The 23,042-nt window shown below is 44.5% G+C and carries 21 protein-coding genes; 16 read left to right on the forward strand and 5 right to left on the reverse strand.

The genetic code is table 11. The features are described from left to right. Positions 1-278 precede the first annotated feature (278 nt). The 10 genes from IDJ77_RS19595 to smc all read left to right on the forward strand — a co-directional run bounded on the left by IDJ77_RS19595 (position 279) and on the right by smc (position 12,182). Positions 279-1,493, forward strand: coding sequence for a glycosyltransferase family 87 protein (locus IDJ77_RS19595; RefSeq protein ID WP_191190682.1), 1,215 nt, complete (start codon positions 279-281; stop codon positions 1,491-1,493). 34 nt (positions 1,494-1,527) lie between these two features. Beyond that, positions 1,528-2,505 carry a glycosyltransferase family 2 protein gene (locus IDJ77_RS19600; protein ID WP_317174361.1) on the forward strand — a complete coding sequence of 326 codons (978 nt, stop codon included), beginning with the start codon at positions 1,528-1,530 and terminating at the stop codon, positions 2,503-2,505. Then, positions 2,486-3,277, forward strand: a complete 792-nt coding sequence (locus IDJ77_RS19605) for a polysaccharide deacetylase family protein (protein WP_191190684.1) — start codon at positions 2,486-2,488, stop codon at positions 3,275-3,277. The genes IDJ77_RS19600 and IDJ77_RS19605 overlap by 20 nt, the downstream gene beginning before the upstream one ends. A 321-nt stretch (positions 3,278-3,598) precedes the next feature. Next, positions 3,599-4,525: a hypothetical protein gene (locus IDJ77_RS19610; protein ID WP_191190685.1), complete on the forward strand. Its 927-nt coding sequence runs from the start codon at positions 3,599-3,601 to the stop codon at positions 4,523-4,525. Positions 4,526-4,798: 273 nt separating this feature from the next. Then, positions 4,799-5,638 (forward strand): MBL fold metallo-hydrolase, encoded by an 840-nt coding sequence (locus IDJ77_RS19615; protein ID WP_191190686.1) that lies wholly within the window; start codon positions 4,799-4,801, stop codon positions 5,636-5,638. A gap of 122 nt (positions 5,639-5,760) precedes the next feature. Next, positions 5,761-6,621: a sigma-70 family RNA polymerase sigma factor gene (locus IDJ77_RS19620; protein WP_078348167.1), complete on the forward strand. Its 861-nt coding sequence runs from the start codon at positions 5,761-5,763 to the stop codon at positions 6,619-6,621. A gap of 128 nt (positions 6,622-6,749) precedes the next feature. Further along, positions 6,750-7,052, forward strand: coding sequence for a hypothetical protein (locus tag IDJ77_RS19625; protein WP_191190687.1), 303 nt, complete (start codon positions 6,750-6,752; stop codon positions 7,050-7,052). Beyond that, the gene (locus IDJ77_RS19630; protein WP_191190688.1) at positions 7,049-7,705 is read left to right on the forward strand and encodes an ATP-binding cassette domain-containing protein; all 657 of its coding nucleotides are present in this window, start codon (positions 7,049-7,051) and stop codon (positions 7,703-7,705) included. The genes IDJ77_RS19625 and IDJ77_RS19630 overlap by 4 nt, the downstream gene beginning before the upstream one ends. An 11-nt stretch (positions 7,706-7,716) precedes the next feature. Further along, on the forward strand, positions 7,717-8,502 hold the full coding sequence (locus IDJ77_RS19635) for a PhzF family phenazine biosynthesis protein (RefSeq protein WP_191190689.1): 786 nt from the start codon (positions 7,717-7,719) through the stop codon (positions 8,500-8,502). Positions 8,503-8,639: 137 nt separating this feature from the next. Next, on the forward strand, positions 8,640-12,182 hold the full coding sequence (gene smc, locus IDJ77_RS19640; RefSeq protein ID WP_191190690.1) for a chromosome segregation protein SMC: 3,543 nt from the start codon (positions 8,640-8,642) through the stop codon (positions 12,180-12,182). A 60-nt stretch (positions 12,183-12,242) separates the two neighbouring features. Here smc and IDJ77_RS19645 read toward each other — a convergent pair whose 3' ends face one another. The 4 genes from IDJ77_RS19645 to IDJ77_RS19660 form a co-directional block, all read right to left on the reverse strand. Continuing rightward, positions 12,243-13,769, reverse strand: a complete 1,527-nt coding sequence (locus IDJ77_RS19645) for a S41 family peptidase (protein ID WP_191190691.1) — start codon at positions 13,767-13,769, stop codon at positions 12,243-12,245. 65 nt (positions 13,770-13,834) lie between these two features. Continuing rightward, entirely contained in the window at positions 13,835-14,452 is a 618-nt protein-coding gene (locus IDJ77_RS19650; RefSeq protein ID WP_191190692.1) for an HAD hydrolase-like protein, read from the reverse strand. Next, a complete protein-coding gene (locus IDJ77_RS19655; RefSeq protein ID WP_191190693.1) occupies positions 14,433-14,741 on the reverse strand; it encodes a hypothetical protein in 309 nt (102 codons plus the stop codon). The genes IDJ77_RS19650 and IDJ77_RS19655 overlap by 20 nt, the downstream gene beginning before the upstream one ends. Beyond that, positions 14,741-15,400 (reverse strand): ABC transporter ATP-binding protein, encoded by a 660-nt coding sequence (locus tag IDJ77_RS19660; protein WP_191190694.1) that lies wholly within the window; start codon positions 15,398-15,400, stop codon positions 14,741-14,743. The genes IDJ77_RS19655 and IDJ77_RS19660 overlap by 1 nt, the downstream gene beginning before the upstream one ends. Before the next feature lie 178 nt (positions 15,401-15,578). Here IDJ77_RS19660 and sucC point away from each other — a divergent pair, with 178 nt between their 5' ends. The 5 genes from sucC (at position 15,579) to IDJ77_RS19685 (ending at position 20,201) form a co-directional block, all read left to right on the forward strand. Then, on the forward strand, positions 15,579-16,772 hold the full coding sequence (gene sucC, locus IDJ77_RS19665) for an ADP-forming succinate--CoA ligase subunit beta (protein ID WP_191190695.1): 1,194 nt from the start codon (positions 15,579-15,581) through the stop codon (positions 16,770-16,772). A gap of 612 nt (positions 16,773-17,384) precedes the next feature. Beyond that, complete coding sequence (locus tag IDJ77_RS19670; RefSeq protein ID WP_191190696.1) at positions 17,385-17,855, forward strand: hypothetical protein; 471 nt, start codon at positions 17,385-17,387, stop codon at positions 17,853-17,855. A 217-nt stretch (positions 17,856-18,072) separates the two neighbouring features. Further along, complete coding sequence (locus IDJ77_RS19675; RefSeq protein ID WP_191190697.1) at positions 18,073-18,606, forward strand: YceI family protein; 534 nt, start codon at positions 18,073-18,075, stop codon at positions 18,604-18,606. A 118-nt stretch (positions 18,607-18,724) separates the two neighbouring features. Further along, the gene (locus tag IDJ77_RS19680) at positions 18,725-19,561 is read left to right on the forward strand and encodes a hypothetical protein (protein WP_191190698.1); all 837 of its coding nucleotides are present in this window, start codon (positions 18,725-18,727) and stop codon (positions 19,559-19,561) included. A 19-nt stretch (positions 19,562-19,580) separates the two neighbouring features. Continuing rightward, on the forward strand, positions 19,581-20,201 hold the full coding sequence (locus tag IDJ77_RS19685) for an L-threonylcarbamoyladenylate synthase (RefSeq protein WP_191190699.1): 621 nt from the start codon (positions 19,581-19,583) through the stop codon (positions 20,199-20,201). 170 nt (positions 20,202-20,371) lie between these two features. Here the strand turns inward: IDJ77_RS19685 and trpA are convergent, their stop codons facing one another. After that, positions 20,372-21,142, reverse strand: a complete 771-nt coding sequence (gene trpA / locus IDJ77_RS19690; protein ID WP_191190719.1) for a tryptophan synthase subunit alpha — start codon at positions 21,140-21,142, stop codon at positions 20,372-20,374. A gap of 359 nt (positions 21,143-21,501) precedes the next feature. Between trpA and IDJ77_RS19695 the strand changes: the two genes are divergently transcribed. Beyond that, the gene (locus IDJ77_RS19695; RefSeq protein ID WP_191190700.1) at positions 21,502-23,001 is read left to right on the forward strand and encodes a sodium:solute symporter; all 1,500 of its coding nucleotides are present in this window, start codon (positions 21,502-21,504) and stop codon (positions 22,999-23,001) included. Positions 23,002-23,042 lie beyond the last annotated feature (41 nt).

Raw genomic sequence — 23,042 nt, forward strand, 5'->3', positions numbered from 1 at the left:
GTCAAAGAAAAGCATTGTACGCAAAAGATAAAAATCCCTTTGCTATCGCACAAAAAACACTTGCTCAAAAACTGTTCAGCAAAATTTCCGCGCCGGATTTAACGGGCGTTTAGCAAGATTTAACTCCCCCGAAAATCAGGCAATTTTTTGTAACATTTTCAATACAATTTCAAAAAATGAACTATATTTATCCCACTAATTAATTAAAAACTATTGTTTACACCGCTGTTACATTGGGCCGGCAATCACCGTACTGATGATCAGTAACAAAAAAACCGATGGCCAACATAGGGCAACCCAACCTGTTTATTAAACTTCTGAGTAATAAGTACATCATCCTATCGGCCTGGATATTCATCGCCGTCCTTTATACTTTCAAAAATCTCGGTTACGGGTCAATCAATAATTACCTTATTTTCAAGTATACTTATTTCAATGCCTCCATGAGGCAAAATTTATACGCCCAATACCCGCAATATTATTTTGACAGCAACCATTACGGACCTATATTTTGCGTTATAATAGCCCCCTTTGCCGTTATAAAAGGGCAATTGGGTGTTTATCTTTGGCAGGTTTGCAATGCCGTTTTTCTTTTCCTTGCCATCAGGCAGTTGCCGCTAAGTAATCTTCAAAAAAACATTATCTGCATTATCTGTACGCAGGAGCTTATATTCTCTCTAAAAGAGTATCAAACCAATGGCGCCATTGCGGGCTTGTTGATCATCACCTGGGTACTGGTTGATAAGAAAAAGGATTTTTGGGCGGCGCTGTTTATTATGCTTGGGTTATTTATTAAGCTTTACGGCGTTATCGGGATCGTTTTCTTCCTGCTATCCAAACAAAAAAAGCAATTTGTTTTAGGCCTTGCGGTTTGGGCAGCGGTACTTTTTGTATTGCCAATGGTATTCTTTTCACCGCAGTTCATCGCCCACTCTTACCTGGATTGGTACCACTCGCTGGTAAGTAAAAACGTTGAAAACTTAGCCATGAACAACCCTAATCAGGATATATCTGTAATGGGGATGATGCGCCGCATTATTGGCCACCCCATAAATATACTCCCCGTACTGTTAGCCGGGCTTGCGCTGTTTGGCCTATCCAGCCTTAAAAATTATATGGCCGAGGGCATACGGCCAAGATTGCTGATGCTGTCCTCTTGCCTGTTATTTGTAGTGTTGTTTAGCACCGGTTCCGAACAGTGTACTTACATAATTGCCTTTGTGGGGATAGCGATCTGGTTTATATCAGCACCAAGGCCTTTCACAAAGGGGCAGATAGCACTTTTTGTGTTCGCCATTTATGTTGGCAGCTTGTTCCGTACCGATATTTTCCCGGCTTACATCAAAAGTAATTTTATGCTGCCGTACGCGCTAAAAGCGTTACCATGCCTGCTGGTATGGCTTGCAGTAATAACCGAAATGCTGGCGAAAAAGCCTGCACATCAAATTATACGGGTTACCGAGCCCGCACAAACTATTGCCCCTACCAATTAAATATATGATAGCCCCTAACCATCGAACAAAAACAGTGAACAGCCTCCAGAAAAAGGTATCGGTTGTTGTACCTGCATTTAACGAAGAACAAAATTTACCTATACTTATACAAGGCCTGCGCAAGGTTTTTGCCGCCCAGCCTTACGACTACGAATTTATTTTTGTGGACGACGGAAGCAAGGACGAGACCGCCAACCTGTTAAAAACCCTGAACAGCCAGGACGGCCACATCCATTATATAAAACTGAGCCGCAATTTTGGGCACCAAAATGCTTTAAAAGCAGGCCTGGACTATGCCGACGGCCATTGCGTTATTTGTATGGATGGCGACCTGCAGCACCCGCCGGAACTGATCCCCGCGTTTTTAAACAAATGGGAAGAAGGTTACGATATTGTATACAGCAGGCGAAAATCTGCCGCTGAAACATCGTTGTTTAAGCGTACTACATCCAATATGTTTTATGCGCTGGCCAACCGTTTGTCCGAAATAAATATGGAACCCGGCACCGCCGATTTCAGGCTCATCGACCGGAAGGTTGCCGATGCCCTGTTGCAATTTAAAGAGATAGACCCTTTTTTACGCGGCATTATCAAATGGCTGGGCTTTTCGCAATACGGTATCAATTACGTGGCCGATCCGCGCCACTCTGGCGAGAGTAAGTATTCGTTTATTAAAATGGTACGCTTTGCTTTCCAGGGGATCACCTCGTTCAGTATCCGCCCGCTTTATTTTGCGGTTTACCTGGGTTTTGGCTTTTCTACCTTAACCGCTATTTGTTTGCCTTATGTGCTGTATTGCTATTATATGGGGCACGCAGTGGTAGGTTACGCATCTGCCGGGTGGGCATCTATTTTAATGTCTGTATTCTTTTTAGGCGGCCTGCAGCTCATCATCATGGGTATTATTGGTATTTACGTGGGCAAAATATTCCTGCAAACCAAGTTAAGGCCAAATTACGTGGTAGAAAGCAGTAGCATAAGACAACAGCAGCATGATCTTGTTGAGTTTTGATATAGAGGAATTTGATATGCCGCTTGAATACGGCAAAACCATTTCTTTCGACGAGCAGATAGCCATATCAACCGCGGGTACCGAAGTTATACTGGCCATGCTGCAAAAGCAGCAGGTAAAAGCCACGTTTTTTTGCACCGCCACCTTCGCGCTTGCCAGGCCTCAGCTTATTAAAAGGATGGTAGCTGATGGGCACGAAGTTGCCTCGCACGGATATTATCATTCAGAATTTGAGCCTGCGCATTTGCTTAGCTCCAAACTGGTATTGGAAGGCATCACCGGCCAGCCCGTAACCGGCTACCGTATGGCCCGCATGATGCCGGTTGACGAGGCCGAGATCCACAAAGCCGGTTACCTGTACAATAGCTCTATTAACCCCACATTCCTGCCGGGGCGGTATAATAACCTTAAGGTTTCGCGCACCATGTTTTGGCAAAGTGGCGTGCTGCAATTGCCTGCATCGGTAAGCCCGAAACTGAGGTTGCCCCTCTTTTGGCTGGCCTTGCATAACTTCCCCATGTGGTTTTATAAATACCTGTGCCACAAAACCTACCGGGCTGATAAATACCTTAACCTGTACTATCATCCCTGGGAGTTCACCGATCTTAACGATAAAGCCAAATTCGGCTTCCCCGGCTATGTGAGTAAAAACAGCGGGGCGGCCATGCTGCGGCGCATGGAAGAGTTGATCATCAGCTTTAAGCAAAGAGGCTTAGCTTTTGGGACGATAAGTGAGTTTTTGGAGCTGAGTTCAATTCAGGCCGAAGCTTAGAGTTCCAGCCCTTCTTTTACCCAAAGATTTTTTTTTTCAAAAAGGGTTTCGGTTTACCGTGCGCTATTTTACCGCGCTGTGTTGCAAGGTGTTGCGCGAAGGCTTCGCAAGCTGAAAGCTAACACCTGAATTTTAACTTCCCCCTACTCTTTTAATTTTAGTGATGCGGGAAAAATACCCACCCCGCTCCGGGCTATTTACGGTGTTTGTTTTCAAATACACACAGTATCTTCGGGTAATAACTTCGCTATCGCCCAAATAGGTAGCCATAAGTTTATTATACTCATTTCCATTTACAATAAACAACCTAAAACTAAAACAATGACAAACGATTTTGAAAAATTATGCGGCTGGATAGATGATCCGGCAAGCGCACTGATGGCCCAGGAAAGCTTCGACATCCAGGCAGTTTCATTTTATAATGATATAGCCGGGGACGGGGCAGGCAAAGTTATTTTATTGCACAAGATATATGAGCAGGTTACAGGCACCAGTTTCCCGGTTTGGATGCAGGCTATCGGCGATTGTGTTTCTTTTGGTTTCGCTTTGGGCGTAAACGTTTTGATGGCCATGCAAAAATCGTTTGATGATACGCAGGAATTTATAACCGATACAGCTACCGAACCCATATACGGCGGATCAAGGGTAGAAATAGCCAACAATGGTGTGCCAAGGAGCATCCTTTCGCACGATGGCAGTACCGGCATCTGGGCCGCACAATGGATAAAACAGTTTGGCATATTGCTTAGGCAGGTTTACGATACGGTAGACCTGTCGGCATACTCGGGCCCAAGAGCTAAAAACTGGGGGCAGCAAGGGGTGCCCGACTTTTTAGAACCTATAGCACGTTTACACCCCGTACAAAATTACGCCCTGGTTACTTCGTATGAAGAAGCGAGGGACGCCATAGCAAATGGATACCCGGTGGTAGTGGCATCAAACAGAGGGTTTAGGAACCAGCGTGATGCCGAAGGTTTTGCCGCGCCGTATGGCACCTGGTCTCATTGCATGTGTTTTGTTGCTGTTGATGATGCTGCGGACCGCAAGGGCTTGCTCTGCTGCAATTCGTGGGGAAATGACTGGATAGACGGGCCTAAAAGACACGACCAACCAGATGGCTCCTTTTGGGTAGATGCCGCCGTGGCTGATGATATGCTAAAAGACAGGGATAGTTATGCTTTGAGCAACTTTGTTGGCTTCCAAAGGCAAAACGTTACCCAACTGATGCAGAAGTTTAATCTTCTTTAAACCAAAGCTTGATATACGTAATTTATCTAAACCTATTTACGCCCATGTCCCCGCAAGATCAATACTTGCGGGGCATTTTTGCGGAATATAAATTCAAAAACCATTGCAAAACCTTGAGTTTTTGTGACGGGTTTACTGCAAAGACCATATGCTAACATAAAAAAATAAGAAATTTATGCACTTTTTTGCACACGAAAACGTGCTCACAAATGCTAATGATATTTGAATTTATTGGCGGTTGTATCAATAATATTTTTCAAATTCGTATCAATTATGAACCTTCACACTATAGATACAGGTTTTTTTAAATTGGATGGCGGGGCTGTGTTTGGCGTAGTCCCCAAATCCATCTGGCAAAAAACTAACCCGGCCGACGAGAACAACCTGTGTACCTGGGCCATGCGCTGCCTGCTGATAGAGGACGGCGACCGGCTAATATTGATAGATACCGGTATCGGCAATAAACAAAGCGAGAAGTTTTTTAGCCACTATTACCTGCACGGCAATGCTACCATGGATAGTTCACTTGCCGCCAAAGGTTTCCACCGGGATGATATAACGGATGTGTTCCTCACCCACCTCCATTTCGACCATGTAGGCGGTGCAGTTACGCGCGATGGGGAATTGCTGAAACCGGCCTTTAAAAATGCCACCTACTGGAGTAACCCGCAGCATTGGGACTGGGCCGTAAACCCAAACGACCGGGAGAAAGCCTCCTTTTTGAAAGAGAACATTTTACCGATACAGGAAAGCGGGCAATTGCGTTTTATAGATGCCGTGGATGGTGCAAGCTTTACTGATGATATCAGCATCCGCCTGGCCTATGGGCATACCGATGCCATGATGCTGCCCCTGATCAATTACAAAGGCAGGCAGATATTATATATGGCCGATCTGCTGCCCTCTGTTGGGCATTTGCCCCTGCCCTATGTAATGGCCTATGATATGTTCCCGCTGAAAACGTTGGAAGAGCGCAAAGTGTTTTGGAATGAGGCAGTTGAAAAAGAATACATATTGTATTTAGAACACGACCCGGTAAACGAATGTTGTACTTTGCAGCAAACCGAGAAAGGCATTAAGGTTAACGAAATATTTAGCCTTGATAAACTTTAATTTTGCTTTTAATATATCAATAAATATTGCATTTTAGCAACGGCGTTTTTTAACTTTAAGAAACAAAATTATAGCTTTGCACGTTCAATTCTAAAAAACAGAATCGAGGTTTAACTAAATAGATGAGACAACTCAAAATAACGCAATCCATTACCAATCGTGAGTCGCAATCCCTCGACAAATACCTGCACGAAATTGGTAAAGTTGATTTGATCACTGCCGAAGAAGAAGTAATCTTAGCTCAAAAAATACGCGAGGGCGACCAGGCTGCATTAGAAAGGTTAACAAAAACCAACCTTCGCTTTGTGGTGTCTGTTGCCAAACAATATCAAAACCAGGGCCTTACCCTCGGCGACCTTATAAACGAAGGCAATTTAGGCCTTATTAAAGCCGCAAAGCGTTTCGATGAAACCAAGGGATTCAAATTCATTTCGTACGCCGTTTGGTGGATCCGCCAGTCGATACTGCAGGCTATTGCCGAGCAAAGCCGTATAGTACGTTTACCATTGAACCAGGTAGGTTCGCTTAGTAAAATAAGCAAGGCATTCAGCAAGTTAGAGCAGGAATACGAGCGCGAGCCATCTCCTGAAGAACTGGCAGATATACTGGAAACTACTGTAGATAAGATCTCTGATACGCTGAGTAACAGCGGTCGCCATGTAAGTATGGACGCCCCCTTTGTACAGGGCGAAGAAAATACTTTGCTGGATGTACTGGAAAACCAGGAACCAAATACCGATTCGATATTGATCAACGAGTCGTTATCAGAAGAAATAAAGCGCTCTTTATCCACCCTTACCGAACGCGAGCGCGAAATCATTGTATTGTTCTTCGGCTTGGGTAGTAACCACCCGCTGTCGCTGGAAGAAATTGGCGAAAAGTTCAATTTAACCCGCGAACGAGTGCGCCAGATAAAAGATAAGGCGCTGCAACGTTTACGCCATACCTCACGCAGTAAGATCCTGAAATCATACCTGGGATAATACCTCAGATCAACTTATAAAAGCCTCCGCCCGAACAGCGGAGGTTTTTTTATGCTCTTTATTGCCTGTTGGGCAATATCAATTTACCGATTGCGTTTACCGCTTGTCTGCCTGGCACAATTAACTCAATGTCTGATATCCGCAAGCTCGTCTGGTATTTTTACAAACCCATTTTACTCTGGAACCTCGCGTTCAGTTTTGTTTGTTTATGGTTTATATACCTGTATGGCGTTAAAATTGCCGGTTTGATCTTGTTTTTCAAGCTGATAGGCTACGCGGCTACCACCTACCTGCAAAGTTATACCGCCAAAAATGTATACATGTATTACCGCAACGCGGGCTACAGTATCCGGCGGATGTACGCTTACACCTACGGCATCGACCTTACCCTCTACTTCGCCATGTTAACCATCTACCTTTTAATAAAATGAAAACACTAAAGGTAGACAGCGTGCAGCTGGAGTTCGATGGGCGCAAGATACTGCAGAGTGTATATCTTAACTGCAGGCAGGGCGAAGTAATAGGTTTGCTGGGGCGCAACGGCTGCGGAAAGTCATCGCTATTAAAAATCATCTTCGGCACGCTTGAGGCGGGCTACCGCTATGTAAGTATAGATGAGCAATATATTCAAAAGGGGTATCATCATAATCGTATTGCCTATCTGCCGCAGCATAACTACCTGCCTGCCGGCATCAAGATAGAAAAGCTGGCGAAGCAAATAGTAGATCCGCAATCGTGGGCGGAGTTTACCGAACTGTCCATTTTTCAGCGTAACGCCGGTAAAAAGATCCACGAACTTTCCGGCGGAGAACTGCGACAATTGGAAACCATGATGATCATTCACAGCCGTGCCGATTTTATATTATTAGATGAGCCCTTTACCCATATCTCCCCTATCCAGGCAGAGGAGTTTAAGCCGGTGATCCGCGCCTGCGCCAAACGCAAAGGCATCATTATAACCGACCACCAATACCACAACATCCTCGAAGTAAGCGATAAGGTAATTTTATTGAGCGATGGGGTAACAAAACACATCAACAATAATGATGAACTGGTTACTTACGGGTATCTTAGCGGGAAGTAAACATCAATACCATGATCATCCCAATTTACCAGGCCGATGCCTTTACCGATAAGCTTTTCGGCGGTAACCCGGCTGCTGTTTGTCCGCTTAGCGAGTGGCTGCCCGATGCTGTGATGCAAAAGATAGCTTTGGAAAACAACCTTGCCGAAACCGCCTTTTTTGTAAAGAACGAGAATGGCTACCTGCTGCGCTGGTTTACGCCCGAGCTGGAGATAGACCTTTGCGGCCACGCCACCCTTGCCTCGGCCCATATTATTTTTACCGAGTTGGGCTATGATGGCGATACCATTTATTTCGATACCGTAAAAGCGGGCACCCTGGCCGTAAAGCGCGATGGCAATAAATATTGTATGGATTTCCCATCGAGGCCGCCCTTCGCAGCAGACGCGCCCGAAGGTTTGGTAGCGGCATTGGGGGGTAAGAAGCCGCTGAAGGTATTGCGCTCGCGGGATTATATGCTGGTTTACGAAAGCGAAGAAGATGTAACGGGTATCGTTCCGGATCATTCTGCTTTAGCCAAAATAGATACACTGGGCGTAATCGTTACCGCGCCGGGTAAGGAGGTTGATTTTGTGTCGCGGTTCTTTGCCCCTGCTGCCGGCGTACCCGAGGACCCGGTTACCGGTTCGGCGCATTGCAATTTAATTCCGTACTGGGCCGGCAAATTAGGCAAAAACACATTACATGCTTACCAGGTCAGTGCACGTAAAGGCGAGCTTTGGTGCGAATTGAAAGGCGACAGGGTATTGATGGCTGGTAAAGCGGTTACTTATTTAAAGGGAGAAATTTACGTTTAGCAGCGCCCCCCAGCCCCCTGAAGGGGGAGCTTTTTACACGCTCAAATAAATTTCAACTCCCCCTTCAGGGGGTTGGGGGGCTAAAGTTTTTTTCCTATCTTCAAGGTTTGAATTTTTAGATACGGACATCTCCCTGAATGCAGCTTACTCAATTAGAAATCAAGGGTTTCAAAAGCTTTGGCGATAAAATAACCATCAACTTTAATGAGGGTGTTACCGCTATTGTGGGGCCCAATGGCTGTGGTAAGAGCAATGTAGTAGATGCCATCCGCTGGGTTTTGGGCGAGCAAAGTACCCGGATGCTGCGATCGGAGAAGATGGATAATGTTATTTTTAACGGAACCAAGAGCCGTAAGGCGGCCAATTTAGCCGAGGTATCGCTCACTTTCGATAATACCAAAAACATCCTCCCTACCGATTTTTCGCAGGTAACATTAACCCGCCGCCTGTACCGCACGGGCGAAAGCGAGTACCGCCTGAACGATGTGCAATGCCGCCTGAAGGACATCACCGATATGTTTATGGATACCGGCGTAGGTGCCGATTCCTACTCCATCATCGAGCTGCGGATGATAGACGAGATCATCAACAACAAGGAAGGCTCGCGCCGTAATTTGTTTGAGGAAGCGTCGGGCATCTCCAAATACAAGCTACGCAAAAAACAAACCTTCAGCAAGTTAAAAGATACCGAGGCCGACCTGGAGCGCGTGGAGGACCTGCTTTTCGAGATCGAAAAAAACCTGAAAACCCTGGAGAACCAGGCTAAGAAAACCGAACGCTACTACCGCCTGCGCGATCAGTATAAAATATTGAGCATGTCGCTCGCATCCTTTCGCATTGCGGGGTTCAGCAAGACACTGGCGGAGATTGAGGAAAAAGAGCAGAAGCAACGGGTAGAACGTTCTGGCCTATCCACCAAAATAGATACTTTGGAAGCGGCCCTGCAGCAGCAAAAGTTGGATAGCCTTACGCGGGAAAAGAACCTTGCTGCACAGCAGAAAACCACCAACGAATTTGTATCAAAGATCCGTGCATACGAAAGCGAAAAGCGCATTAAGAACGAGCAGTTAAAACATCAGCAGGATAAAGAAAGCCGCTTAAAGGAAGAACTGGAGCGGGATACCAACCAGCACAAGCACGTTCAGTATAATATTAAGCGCCTCAACGAGGAAAAAATGCAGGAGGATGAAAACCTGCAAACCATTACCGCCCGCGTTGCCGAGCTAAAAGCCGCGGTAGATGATCTGCGCCTTTCGCAAACGGAAGCGCGTGCCGAATTGAATGAGCTAAACGCGGTAAACAACCGCCTGCAAAACCAGGTTTATAAAACCGAAAAGGATATTGATATCCTGAATATCCAGCAGCAGGCCCTGGAGCAGGAAAGCCTGCGCAATATGGAGGATGCCAGCAACAAGGAGGTGGAACTCTCCCACTTTAACCGCGTTGTTGCCGAACTGGATGGCCGTACCGAAACGCTGAAAAGCGAATACGAACTTGCTGTTGATGCAGAAAACAAGCTGCAGGAACAGATAATAACTACCGAGGGCGAGTTAAAAACCGTTACCGAAAGCATTGCCGCCGATAGCCGCAAGCTGGATGCAAAGCAGAACGAATACAACCTTACCAAAAGCATGGTTGATAATTTGGAGGGTTTCCCCGAGTCGATCCGTTTCCTCAAAAAGAACACCAACTGGGCCAAAAATATTACCCTGTTCAGCGATATACTGTTTTGTAAGGAAGAATACCGCATAGCGATAGAAAACTACCTGGAGCCGCTGATGAACCACTATGTGGTGAATAATTACGATGAGGCGATAGCAGCGATCAACCTGCTCAGCAATTCATCAAAAGGCAGGGCACAATTTTTTATATTAGATAATTATAGCGCAGAAACAGCAGTTGCCAATGTTAATTTAAGTGGAGTATCTATCCCTGCCCTATCGGTTATTGAAGTAGAGCCGCGTTATGCTCCTCTTTGTACCCACTTACTCAAAAATGTTTATTTGGTAAATGACCATACGGAACAGGATATTAATAACATGGCTCTGCCCGATGGCGTGGTGCTTATTGGCAAAAGCGGGAAGTTCAATAAATCGCGCCATACCATGGCGGGTGGTTCGGTAGGTTTGTTTGAGGGTAAGCGAATTGGGCGCGCCAAGAATTTGGATAACCTGCTGAAGGAAATTAAGCAAGCGGAAACGCGCATTGGTGCATTCAAAAATCAAAGCCAGGAGCTACAGAGCACATTAACTGCCCTAAAAGCATCCGGCAAAGCAAACGAGATCAGGCAAAAACAAATCGATCTTAATAAACTGAACACCGAACTGGTAACGGTAAAAACAAAGCAGGAACAATACCAGGCCTTTATTGAGAACAGCCTCAACCGCAAACAGGATATTGCAAACAAAATAGCCGGCATCAAACTCGAGATACAAACGCTGCAACCGGCTTTGGTTGAGTACCGCGAGCAAAAACAGGCGCAGGCCGACCTGATGCTGGATAAGCAACAAGCCTTTAACGAGCTGAACGAGTTTGTATCCGTGCAGTCCAACGCCTACAACCAGGAAAATATCCGCTTCCATCAGCAGCAGAACAAGGTTTCGGGTTTGCTGAAGGATTTGGAGTACCGCGAATCGCAGCTGGATAACCTGGATGGCCGTATTATGCACAATAGCGCCGAGATGGAGAAAGTGAAGGCGTTGATCAAAGAGAACCTGCAGCAAACCGGCGATAGCGACGAGGACCTGTTGGGGATGTACGAGCAAAAAGAAAACCTTGAAAAAGCTACCCAGGAAGCCGAGCGAGAGTATTATACATGGCGCGGCAGCATCACCGAGAGTGAGAACGAGATACTGGTATTACGCCGCAATAAAGACCAGGCCGAACTGATAGAGAACGAATTGAAGGATGCCCGCAATAACTTAAAACTGGAACTGAACGCACTTAAAGAGCGCCTTTCGGTAGAGTTTAATGTAGATATTGCCGACCTCCCCGAAACGGAAGAAAATCAAACTGAAAGCGAAGCCGACATACGTGAGCGTACCGATAAACTGAAACGCCAGATGGATGATTTTGGCGCCATTAACCCGATGGCGGTAGAGGCTTATAACGAGATGAGCGAACGCCACAGCTTTATCCAGGCACAAAAGAAGGACCTGGCGGAGGCAAAGGCATCGCTTTTAGCTACTATTCAGGAAATTGATGATACTGCTAAAGAAAAATTCATGTCGGCGTTTACGCTGGTGCGCGAGAATTTCATTAAAGTGTTCCGCTCATTATTTAACGAGGAAGACAGCTGCGACCTCATCCTCTCCGACCCATCGCACCCGCTGGAATCGGAAATAGATATCATCGCCCGGCCAAAAGGCAAGCGCCCCCTATCTATCAACCAGCTTTCGGGGGGGGAGAAAACACTTACAGCAACGGCCATCCTGTTCTCGCTTTACCTGCTTAAACCTGCCCCTTTCTGTATTTTTGATGAGGTGGATGCCCCGCTTGATGATACCAATATTGATAAGTTTAACAATATCATCCGCAAATTCTCAAAAGAATCGCAGTTTATCATCATATCGCACAACAAACGCACTATCGCCTGTACCGATATTATCTACGGTGTTACCATGGTAGAGCAAGGCATCTCCCGCGTAGTGCCTGTAGATCTGCGCGAACTGGCCGACTAAACAAAAAAGGCGTCCCGGTTTCCCGAAACGCCTTTTTATCGTTATCTATAACACCTAAAACTATTTCTTTTTAAGCGATTTGTTAAACACCATTCCGCGGAATTTATTGCCATCCATTTCTATACCCGCCTCCCTTGATTGGTCAACCGACATTACATTGGCTTTTCCGGCGGTGCTTTGTATCACCTGGCCAGCTACGGTAAATGTGCCTGTTTTTACATAATTAAGCGCGTATGCAAGCAGCAGTTCGGTTGGGTCGCCAAAATCTTTGGTAACGTCATCTATATGCTCAAGCCCCGGGTAATCTGTCGATCCCGGCGTCATACCGGCATAATAGCCTCCCTTGGTTGCCGAATTTTTGGTTTCAAATTCAGGCACATAAAGCTGGTACTTGTTAATATCTATACCAAAAAAACCAACAGGCTTGCCGTAACTTGTGGTACCAATTAGTTTTACATCCATTTCGGGGATCAAATTATTGATAGTAAGCTCACTTGCTGAAGCCGTTGAACCGGTTACGATAAAAAACACCCTGCTGATATTCAGGCTACCTTTCTTACTGAATTTCACCTGGTTATTGACCGGTAAAAAATCGCCTGGCGAAATATCATATATAGTACTCAATAAAGGATATTTATTGGCTTGCAGATCGGTATTGTAAAAAGCGGTATACATAGTGGTACCCGATTTTGCTGCGGGTACTATTAGGTTACTCAAATATTCGGCTGTGTTTACAAAACCACCGCCGTTATAGCGCAGATCTACCACCAGGTCGGTAATGCCCTGTGTGTTAAAATCGGTAAACGCCTCATCCAGTTTTGGCTGCGCATTTGCCATCGATGTAAAGCTGTTAAATACAATATACCCAACTTTTTTGCCGGTCCCCTGGTCAAAAACCTTATGGGTTATCACGGGGTTTGTTGTATAAGTAGTTGCATTAAGGGTAACAGTTATATTGGTTGCATCCGGTTTTTTTAGTACCATGGTAATAGTACTGCTGTTGGCATAAGCATTTATTACAAAATTTAAATTTGTACCCGCGCCGCCATTACCATCATAAGCTAAATTGGTACGCCCGTTAATACTGGTGATCTGGTATCCGCGTTTCAACCCGGCCAGGTCGGCAGGTGAGTTAGGATAAACATACCTTACGCGCAAATCATTTACTGCGGCATAGATCGGCGCAAAGCCGAAATCGCCGTTTACGCCGTTCAATTCTGATGATACGGTACCGTCATCAATAAACGAATATTTGGCTTCGCCCGGCGAGGCGGGATAGTATTCGTATGGCTTACCGGTGCTTGGGTTTATTTTATATTGAGATAAAGCGTCAACCTCTTTTTGCAAAGCGCTGATATCATCGCTGCCGGTAAAAGTACGTGGCTTAAAAGTAGCGTAATCCGGCAGACCATCGTTCCAATAATAGGCTTCTTTGGCGTACAGGTAGATCGAATCGCGGATCAAATCGAGCGTAGTGCCTGTTTTAGATGGGCCTATAGGCGTGTCGTCCGGAGCCGGCGTTTTGCTTTTTTTACAGGATGATACAACTACGGCAAGTAATATAACAAGGTAAAATATTTTTCGCATTTTTATATATGTATATAGTATATGTTGGTTAACGGATATATCAATAATATATTACAGGCTTGAAATTACAAAAACTCGTTCACATTTACGTAATCTATTCCTGTTGTTTGGGCACATAAAACATCTGTTTCAGAATTTTCTATCATCAACAGGTCTCTTCTTTCCAGTTGATGCTCTTTCATCAGCAAATGCAGCACATCGGGTTCAGGTTTTGGCGTAGTTTCATTTGCAAAATAAGCTATTAAATATGGCTCCAAACCATGCCACTCCATGTGCTTAATTTTATTAAGCTGCTGCTGAGGGTTTCCGTTGGTAACGATGAATAGTTTTTTCCTGTCGGTAACGGCCTCCTGCAAAAACTCCAGGATATTCTGGTACAAAAGCAGCTTTAGGGGCACTTTGCCGTTGTCCATCAGCAGCCCCAAATTCGGCCGGTATTTTTCGTCAACCTTCAGCGTATGCACCAATTCATCAAAAACAGCATCGCCTCCTTTATTGATATACGTATCTATCATCAAATTGGTTGTCTGTTTCGCGTCGGTAAGATCGGTGTACTCCAGCAGGTTGGCAAAAAGATAGTAAATTTGGTATATGTAATCCTTTTCGGGGTACAAAACATTATCCAGTTCAAAAATAAAAGCCTTTTTACGCGGGTCTATATCGCTATATTTCAATTTGGCCATCTAAAATATCGATGTTATATTCTTTAAACAATAGTGCGGATTCGCGCAGCAATTCAAGCTCCTGCCCTGTTAAAACATAAACGGTATCAATACCGTTATCCAAACAAAGCGTAAGCATCTCGTGCTGGTAACTTACCGATGCGGGGTTTGGCAGCTTAAGCAGCCCCATGCTTTTCACCATAAAATCGGGCAGATCGCTAAAATCGCCCAGCAAAATATCCGGGTTGTTCAGCTTATTTTTCAGCTTATATGCCTGTGCAGATGTGGCGGTGGTTATTAATATACTCACTATAAACTATCTACTATCAAACCATCCTTCATTAATATGGTGCGGTCGGCCATGCCGGCGAGTTCCTCGTTGTGGGTTACAATTACAAAGGTTTGGTTAAACTCATTACGCAGCCTCACAAAAAGCTCGTGCAATTCCAGCGCGTTCTTCGAATCAAGATTCCCTGAGGGTTCATCCGCAAATATCAGCGCGGGTTTGTTTATTAAAGCACGCGCAACGGCAACCCTTTGCTGCTCCCCTCCCGATAGTTCCGCAGGCTTATGCGTAAGCCTGTCGCCCAGCCCAAGCATTTCCAGCAATTCTGTTGCGCGTTTTTCAGCTTCGGGGCGTGGTACACCGGCAATAAAGGCGGGCATACATACATTTTCTATCGCGTTAAACTCTACCAGTAAGTGGTGGAACTGGAATATGAAGCCAATTTTACGGTTCCGGAAATCGCTCAGGTGTTTGTTATCCAGCTTGCTCACCTCCACATTATCAATAAACAGCTGCCCCGAATCGGCATTATCCAGTGTGCCCAGGATATTGAGCAGCGAACTTTTGCCCGCACCCGACGCGCCAACGATAGTTACAATTTCGCCCCGGTTTACCTGCAGATCAACACCTTTTAATATATGAAGCTGCCCGTAGGATTTATGGATAGATTGTGCTTTAAGCATGCGGTAAAATTAGTGATTTGCGTTCAGAGTTTAGAGATTAGTTGACCAGAGGTTAGAAGAACTGCTATTCAATCTCCAGCCGTTAACCTCAAATCTCTAATTTGTGACAAATCTCTAACCTCTAACCTCCAATCTCTAAAAAGAAAATAGTAGTTTTACCGCAAATCTTTCAAAAAACATGAATATTCACGAATATCAGGGCAAAGCGATACTAAAAAGCTTTGGCGTTAGAGTACAGGAAGGCATAGTTGCAGATACACCAGAGGATGCTGTTGCAGCTGCCCAGAAAATGAAGGAAGACTATGGGTCGGACTGGACGGTTATTAAAGCACAGATCCACGCAGGTGGCCGCGGCAAAGGCGGCGGTGTAAAGCTTGCTAAAAATGCCGAACAGGTAAAAGAAATTGCTGGCAAGATCATCGGCATGCAGTTGGTTACCCCGCAAACCGGACCCGAAGGTAAATTAGTAAAGAAAGTATTAGTAGCACAGGATGTTTACTACCCCGGCGAAAGCGAAGTAAAAGAGTTTTACGTGAGCGTACTGCTCGATCGTGCTGCGGGCCGCAACATTATCATGTATTCTACCGAAGGTGGTATGGATATCGAAGAAGTAGCGCACAGCACTCCGGAGCTGATCCACAAAGAAGAGATCGACCCTAAAGTTGGTTTACAAGCTTTCCAGGCGCGTAAAATTGCCTTTAACCTGGGTTTAAGCGGCGATGCTTTTAAAGACATGGTGAAATTCATCACTGCTTTGTACAAAGCTTACGATGCTACCGATTCTTCACAGTTTGAGATCAACCCGGTTTTAAAAACATCTGATAACAAAATATTAGCGGTTGATGCTAAGGTAAACTTAGATGATAACGCTTTATACCGCCACCCGGATTACGCAGCGATGCGCGATACCGACGAGGAAGATCCAACAGAAGTTGAGGCAAGCAAAAGCAACCTTAACTATGTAAAGCTTGATGGTAACGTTGGCTGTATGGTTAACGGCGCAGGTTTGGCCATGGCAACCATGGATATTATTAAACTGGCCGGCGGCGAGCCCGCTAACTTTTTAGACGTTGGCGGAACAGCAAACGCGCAAACGGTTAAAGCTGGTTTCAACATCATCCTGTCTGACCCTAACGTGAAAGCTATCCTCATCAACATCTTTGGTGGTATCGTTCGTTGCGACCGTGTTGCACAGGGCGTTATTGACGCTTACAAAGAGATCGGTAACATCCCGGTGCCAATCATCGTTCGTTTACAAGGCACCAACGCTGCCGAAGCGAAAGAACTGATAGATAACTCAGGCTTAAAAGTATACTCAGCTATCCTTTTAAAAGAAGCTGCTGAGCGTGTTAAAGAAGTTTTAGCTTTATAATTTAACAAAAGCATAAAGTATATGAAGGGGCCTTGTGCCCCTTTTTTGTTTAATAGTTGCAGTTGTGCGCGACGCGAGTTTACTCATCCCCCGCCCCTTCTCTGCTGCGCAAAGAAGGGGTTCTTTTTTTATTTCTTCCTTTCTTAAATCCTCTTTACGAAGTAGAGAGGGTCGAACAGCGAAGCGCATTCGGGGTGAGTCAAATAGCGAGCTGCAAAGTACGTGACAGGAATTTTTTCTCCCGCAGGGGCTCTTTGAAAAATTTAAATTAATCCATAAAATCTTGTGCTAATTATCATCGTCAGAACCCATAAAGCGTTCCGATGGAACGCGCTTTATACCTTTCTTTTTTCTACCCATAAGGTATCCCGAAGGGATACGCATTTACCTTCTTCGTCCCTTCGGGACGGCTTATGGGTAGAAACATGTAAACCGTCCATTTTACGTTCCATCGGAACGTTTTATGATATTAAATATGCAGTAGCGATGTCTTTTAAAGCGGTGTTTTTATGGGTTAACTTAAATCTGCCAGAGACCTGTGGGAACATTAAGATTTAGTAACATCCATTATGGAATGTGACGTGGTTTTGCATCCTGTGCATAAACTTAACCATGAAAAAAACCCTAATTATCATTATCACCGTTTTAGCATCATTATTAAATGCAAAAAGCCAAACACTTTTTACGCCCGCAGACTTGATGCGCTTTCACCAGGTGCCGGATAGCACTATCAACGAAACCTTAGTAGGCAAGGGCTATAGAATGACATCAGCCCAGGAAGAAAGCGGCGGCAAGATCTATACATGGGAATTTCAAACAAGATCGGTAGATGAAGTAGCCGACTTCTATTTATTGAAAGCAACCTCGCCCAAAAACAAGTCGTTGCGGTACTGGATAATGAACATTTTCTTCTACAAAGAATTTATGGATAACCTCGTAAAAGAAGGCTATAAGTTTACGGGGATCGGCATAATTGAAAAAGAAAGCTACTTCGTTTTTAAAAATGGAGATAAACAGCTATTGGTAAGCGTAAAAAAGATCACCGGTAAAAACGACGACTATTTTGAGATCCTTATAAATTAAGCCTGCTACCCAATAACTTAACATATCCTTCACGCTATAATAATGGCACTTTGCCCCTTTTGTCGCTTATTTGCCGAAACAATATCTATAAAATACATGTTATAACTTACAATTGTCTACCTATTGTAAAATGAGAAGAATATAATACATGTTTAAACATCTATTATTATATTTGTATCATAATTAAGAGAAACAAAATTTAAAACATAAAAACATCATGGCAACAGCAACAAAATGGGTTTTAGACCCAATGCACTCAGAAGTACAATTTAAAGTAAAACACTTGGTAATATCAACCGTAACAGGTTCTTTCAAAACATTTGAAGGCGAATTAACAACCGAAAGCGACGATTTCGAAGGCGCTGACGTAAGCTTTTCATTAGATGTGAACAGCATCGACACCAACCAGGAAATGCGCGATGGTCACTTAAAATCGGCAGAGTTTTTTGATGCAGAAACATATCCAAAGATCAGCTTCAAATCAACCTCGTTTACCAAAGATGGCGACGACTATAAATTAACCGGCGACCTTACTATTAAAGACGTAACCAAACCGGTGACCCTTGATGTAGAGCACGGCGGTGTAGCAGGCGATTTTTACGGTAACACTAAAGCTGGTTTTGAAGTAACCGGTAAAATTAACCGTAAAGATTTTGGTTTGGTTTGGGACGGCGTAACCGAAGCAGGTTCGGTTGTGTTAGGTTCAGACATTAAACTGATCATCAACGTTCAGTTTGCAAAACAAGCGTAATTGATTTGGGATTTCGGAATTGAGATTTCGGATTCAAATATAAAATAAACAAAAAAGCCACCCACATCGGGTGGTTTTTTTGTTTAGTCTTTGGGCCAAATTGAGTAAATTGCCTCTTATGCCAGCCGACCGAACCTTATTGCTATTATTGTTGATATGCATCCTTTTTGGATGTAAAGACCAGACGAAAACTTCTGCCACAAAAGACAGGGTAATTACTCCTGAGTTAGTTGCCAGATCCAGCGACACCACAAGTATCGAAAACAGTTGCGACTCGGCCAAACTCTCAAAAAATCCGGCTAACCGCGCCAGCATTTTAATTAACGAAACGGATGGCCGCAAATTCTACATGTCTGTTGGGGAGCTTAAACGCTTATTGCTTTCATTCCCCGAATTAGGAGATACTACGCAAATACTCCCTCCTGATCAAACCTACGCTAAGCGCGGACTTCAAGGGAAACTACCACCGTGTGACGGTGATAGTTTCAGTTGCGAGGTATGTCATGATGCTTATTTTGAATTGTACTTCTACTTTTTAAAAAAATACAACGGCGAACAATTATTTAAGGGCAAACGCGATACGTTGCAAAAGCTCTTTAGAGCTATCAATCATGTTTGCGGCAGGCTGAGTGGTGGCTTTAATTTTTCTCACCAGGATATGCGAATTGTTGGGTATGCCGAGTATGCTGTTTACAAAGCGTTCGATAGAAAAACAGGTAAAACAGATGACTATTTTACAAAATCGTATAGCACACAAACGCAAAAGGCCATCTACATACGCTCATTACGGCAAGCGATAACGGACGAGATAAATAACAACGCCGATCAGTTTGACCCACTGAGCAGGCCCGCAGCCTTGAGAGAAATGTTTAAAACAGTAAAGGAAATAGATGGTTTAATAACTAATTACGCCTATTTGACAATGGCACAGGAGTTTCAATATTCAAACTACTAATATTGCAGCTAATAATATTATGCTGATAAAAATATACCCCGAAAACCCGAACGAGAAAGCTATTGAGCAGGTGGCCGAAGTGCTGCGCAAGGGCGGGCTCATCATTTACCCTACCGATACCGTTTACGGGCTTGGCTGCGATATCACTAACCATAAGGCTATCGAAGCTATTTGCAAGATCCGCGGCATTAAGCCCGAGAAGGCAAATTTCTCCTTCATCTGCTACGATCTGAGCCATATTTCCGACTATATAAAACCCATTGACAACACCACTTTCAGGGTGCTGAAGAAAGCATTGCCAGGGCCGTTCACTTTTATTTTCAATGCCAGCCACGCGGTGCCCAAGATGCTGAGTTCTAATAAGAAAACAGTGGGTATCCGTGTCCCTGATAATAACATAGCCCGCGAAATTGTAAAGATATTGGGTAACCCTATCCTATCCACCTCGATACATGATGAGGATGAGATCATCGAATACAGTACCGACCCCGAACTGATCTACGAAAAATACCAGGACCTGGTAGATATGGTGATTGACGGCGGCTACGGCGATAACGTCCCTTCTACCGTAGTAGACTGCACCAATGGCGAGTTTGAAATTATCCGTGAAGGTAAAGGTGAGCTGGAAGAGTATTTGTAAGGATAAATAAACTTCCACGTCATGCCGAATTTATTTCGACACCTCACGGGACGGGCCCATGATCATGCGCAGCGATTAAGCATTGTGGCTACTTTTATGATGGGGTGTTGAAACAGGTTCAACATGACGGCTACAATGCGCAGCGTGCAATTATATAACGCGAAAGAGAGTTATCCCTTTATCCCCGCAATAAATCCCGGGATCTTCTCCATATAATTCTCCGTACCCAACAATTTCACAAAAGCGCTGCCTACAATAGCGCCATTGGCGTATTGGCAGGCTTTACTGAACGAAGCATGATCTGAAATACCGAAACCGATAATGGCAGGGTTTTCCAGGTTCATGGCTTTTACGCGATTGTAATAGCCTTCTATACTATCGGTAAGCTGTAAATTACCACCGGTAATGGATGAGGATGAAAGCAGGTAAATAAAGCTATTGCTCAGCTCATCTATCTTGCGGATACGCTCTTCTGAGGTTTGCGGGGTTACGAGGAATATATTACTGAGGTTATTATCTTCAAAATGGTTGCTGTACAGCATTTCGTACTCGTACATGGGCAGGTCGGGCACGATGATGCCGTCGACACCAACAGCCGCGGCGTCCTTGCAAAAACGCTCCACGCCGTACTGTACAATGGGGTTTACATAACCCATCAATAAAATAGGGATGCTTACCCGCTGGCGCAGATCTTTCAGCTGCTCAAATAATACGGTTAAGGTCATTCCGTTTAACAGCGAGCTTTCAGAACTATGCTGAATGGTGGGCCCATCTGCAACCGGATCGGAATATGGGAACCCTATCTCCAGGAAATCGGCACCGGCTTTTTCAAGGGCCTCGGCAATATCAACCGTGGTGTTCAGCTCCGGGTAACCGGCAGTATAGTAGATAGACAGCAGGTTATCCTTTTTGGTTTCGAAAAGTTTGTTCAACCGGTTCATCGGGGTAATTATATCAGCCATATTGTTCGCATGCAAAGTACACTACAAAAATATCGTTAAATAATTTCTTTCGGGCTGTTTATTGAAAAACTTTTATGGGTGTTCCACTAAAGGTGTTTCAGCGTGCTATGGCCGATATAGCTTATTTTTGTTAATGATTTTATATTCAGATGATTATAGCGATTATTTAAACAACAGGGGTGTTCCAAATTGTTTTACTAAAAACATGCAAAATACTGATTATCAATTAAATGAAAAAAACAGGTGTTCCACATTCAAAGTGGAACACTTACAGGCAAAAGATCAATAATTTGCTTGATAGGCCTTAAACACCTACATTCGAAAAAACAGAAAAAGCCATGGCCCCCGGAATATTGCTCACATTTATAATAGGTTACTTTTTGGTGTTGCTGGTGATATCGCACCTCACCTCAAAAAACTCGGCCAATAACGATACCTTTTTTGTGGCTAACCGCAACTCCAAATGGTATTTGGTGGCCTTCGGGATGATAGGCACAGCATTGAGCGGGGTTACGTTTATCTCCGTTCCCGGTAAAGTTGGTGCCCCAAGCGGCGATCAGTTTGCCTACTTCCAGTTTGTATTGGGGAACGCCGCCGGTTTTATCATCATCGCTACGGTACTGCTGCCTTTATACTACCGCTTAAAGCTAACTTCTATCTACAGCTATATAGAGCAGGCGCTGGGCACCTGGAGCTACAAAACCGCAGCTGGTATTTTCCTTATCAGCCGCACCATCGGGTCGTCGTTCCGGCTGTACCTGGTGGTTATTGTGCTGCAGAAATTCATTTTCGATAGCTATGGGGTCCCCTTCGCGGTTACAGTGCTGATCTCGCTGCTGCTGATCTGGAGCTACACCTACAAGGGCGGCCTAAAAACAATCATTATTACTGATAGCCTGCAAACGTTCTTCCTGGTTACGTCTGTTTTCCTGTCGATTTATTTCATCTGCCGTAGCCTCGATTATAATATTTTGCAGGCCATTGAAGCTGTTAAAGAAAGCAGCTATTCTAAGATCTTCTTCTTTAACGATTTCCTGAGCAGCAAGTTCCATATCACCAAAGAGTTTCTTGGTGGCATGTTTATCACCATCGGCATGACCGGTTTAGACCAGGATCTGATGCAGAAAAACCTCAGCCTTAAAAACATCAAGGAAGCGCAAAAGAACATGTTCAGCTTTACAGCAGTGTTCGTGGTGATTAACATTTTCTTCCTCAGCGTAGGTGCACTGCTTTATATCTACGCCAATAAATATGGCATTAGCGTAGAAAAAACCGACTACCTCTACCCTACCATCGCCTTAAAATACCTGGGCATTGTACCCGCCATGGTATTTATGCTGGGTTTAACGGCGGCAACCTTCGCCACAACCGATTCGGCATTAACGGCGCTCACCACCTCCTTTTGTGTGGACTTTTTAGGCTTCAATAAAAAAGATGATGTAAACAGCAAAAAAAATGTAAGCACCAGACACATCGTGCATATAGCCTTTTCGGGGCTGATGTTTTTAACTATCATTATTTTCAATGCTATTAATAATGATGCCGTTGTTGGAGCCATTTTTAAAGTTGCATCGTACACTTACGGGCCGCTGTTGGGCTTATATTCCTTTGGCTTATTTGTGAGCGGCAGGCAGGTGAAAGATAAACTGGTACCTTTTATTTGCCTGATCTCCCCGGCGATATGTTTCTTCCTGAGCACCGAAAGCAAGCGCCTGTTGGGCGGCTACGTTTTTGATAACGAGCTCATCATTGTAAACGGGCTGATAACTTTCTTTGGATTATGGGTAACATCGAGCAAAAAAGCACACCGCGTTGAGGTGAGCACAGCAAAAGCCTAAAACTTAACCGCCCAACTATTGTACTATCAAAAGCATTTACT

It is taken from the genome of Mucilaginibacter pankratovii (assembly GCF_014773265.1).
GTDB classification, from domain to species: domain Bacteria; phylum Bacteroidota; class Bacteroidia; order Sphingobacteriales; family Sphingobacteriaceae; genus Mucilaginibacter; species Mucilaginibacter pankratovii.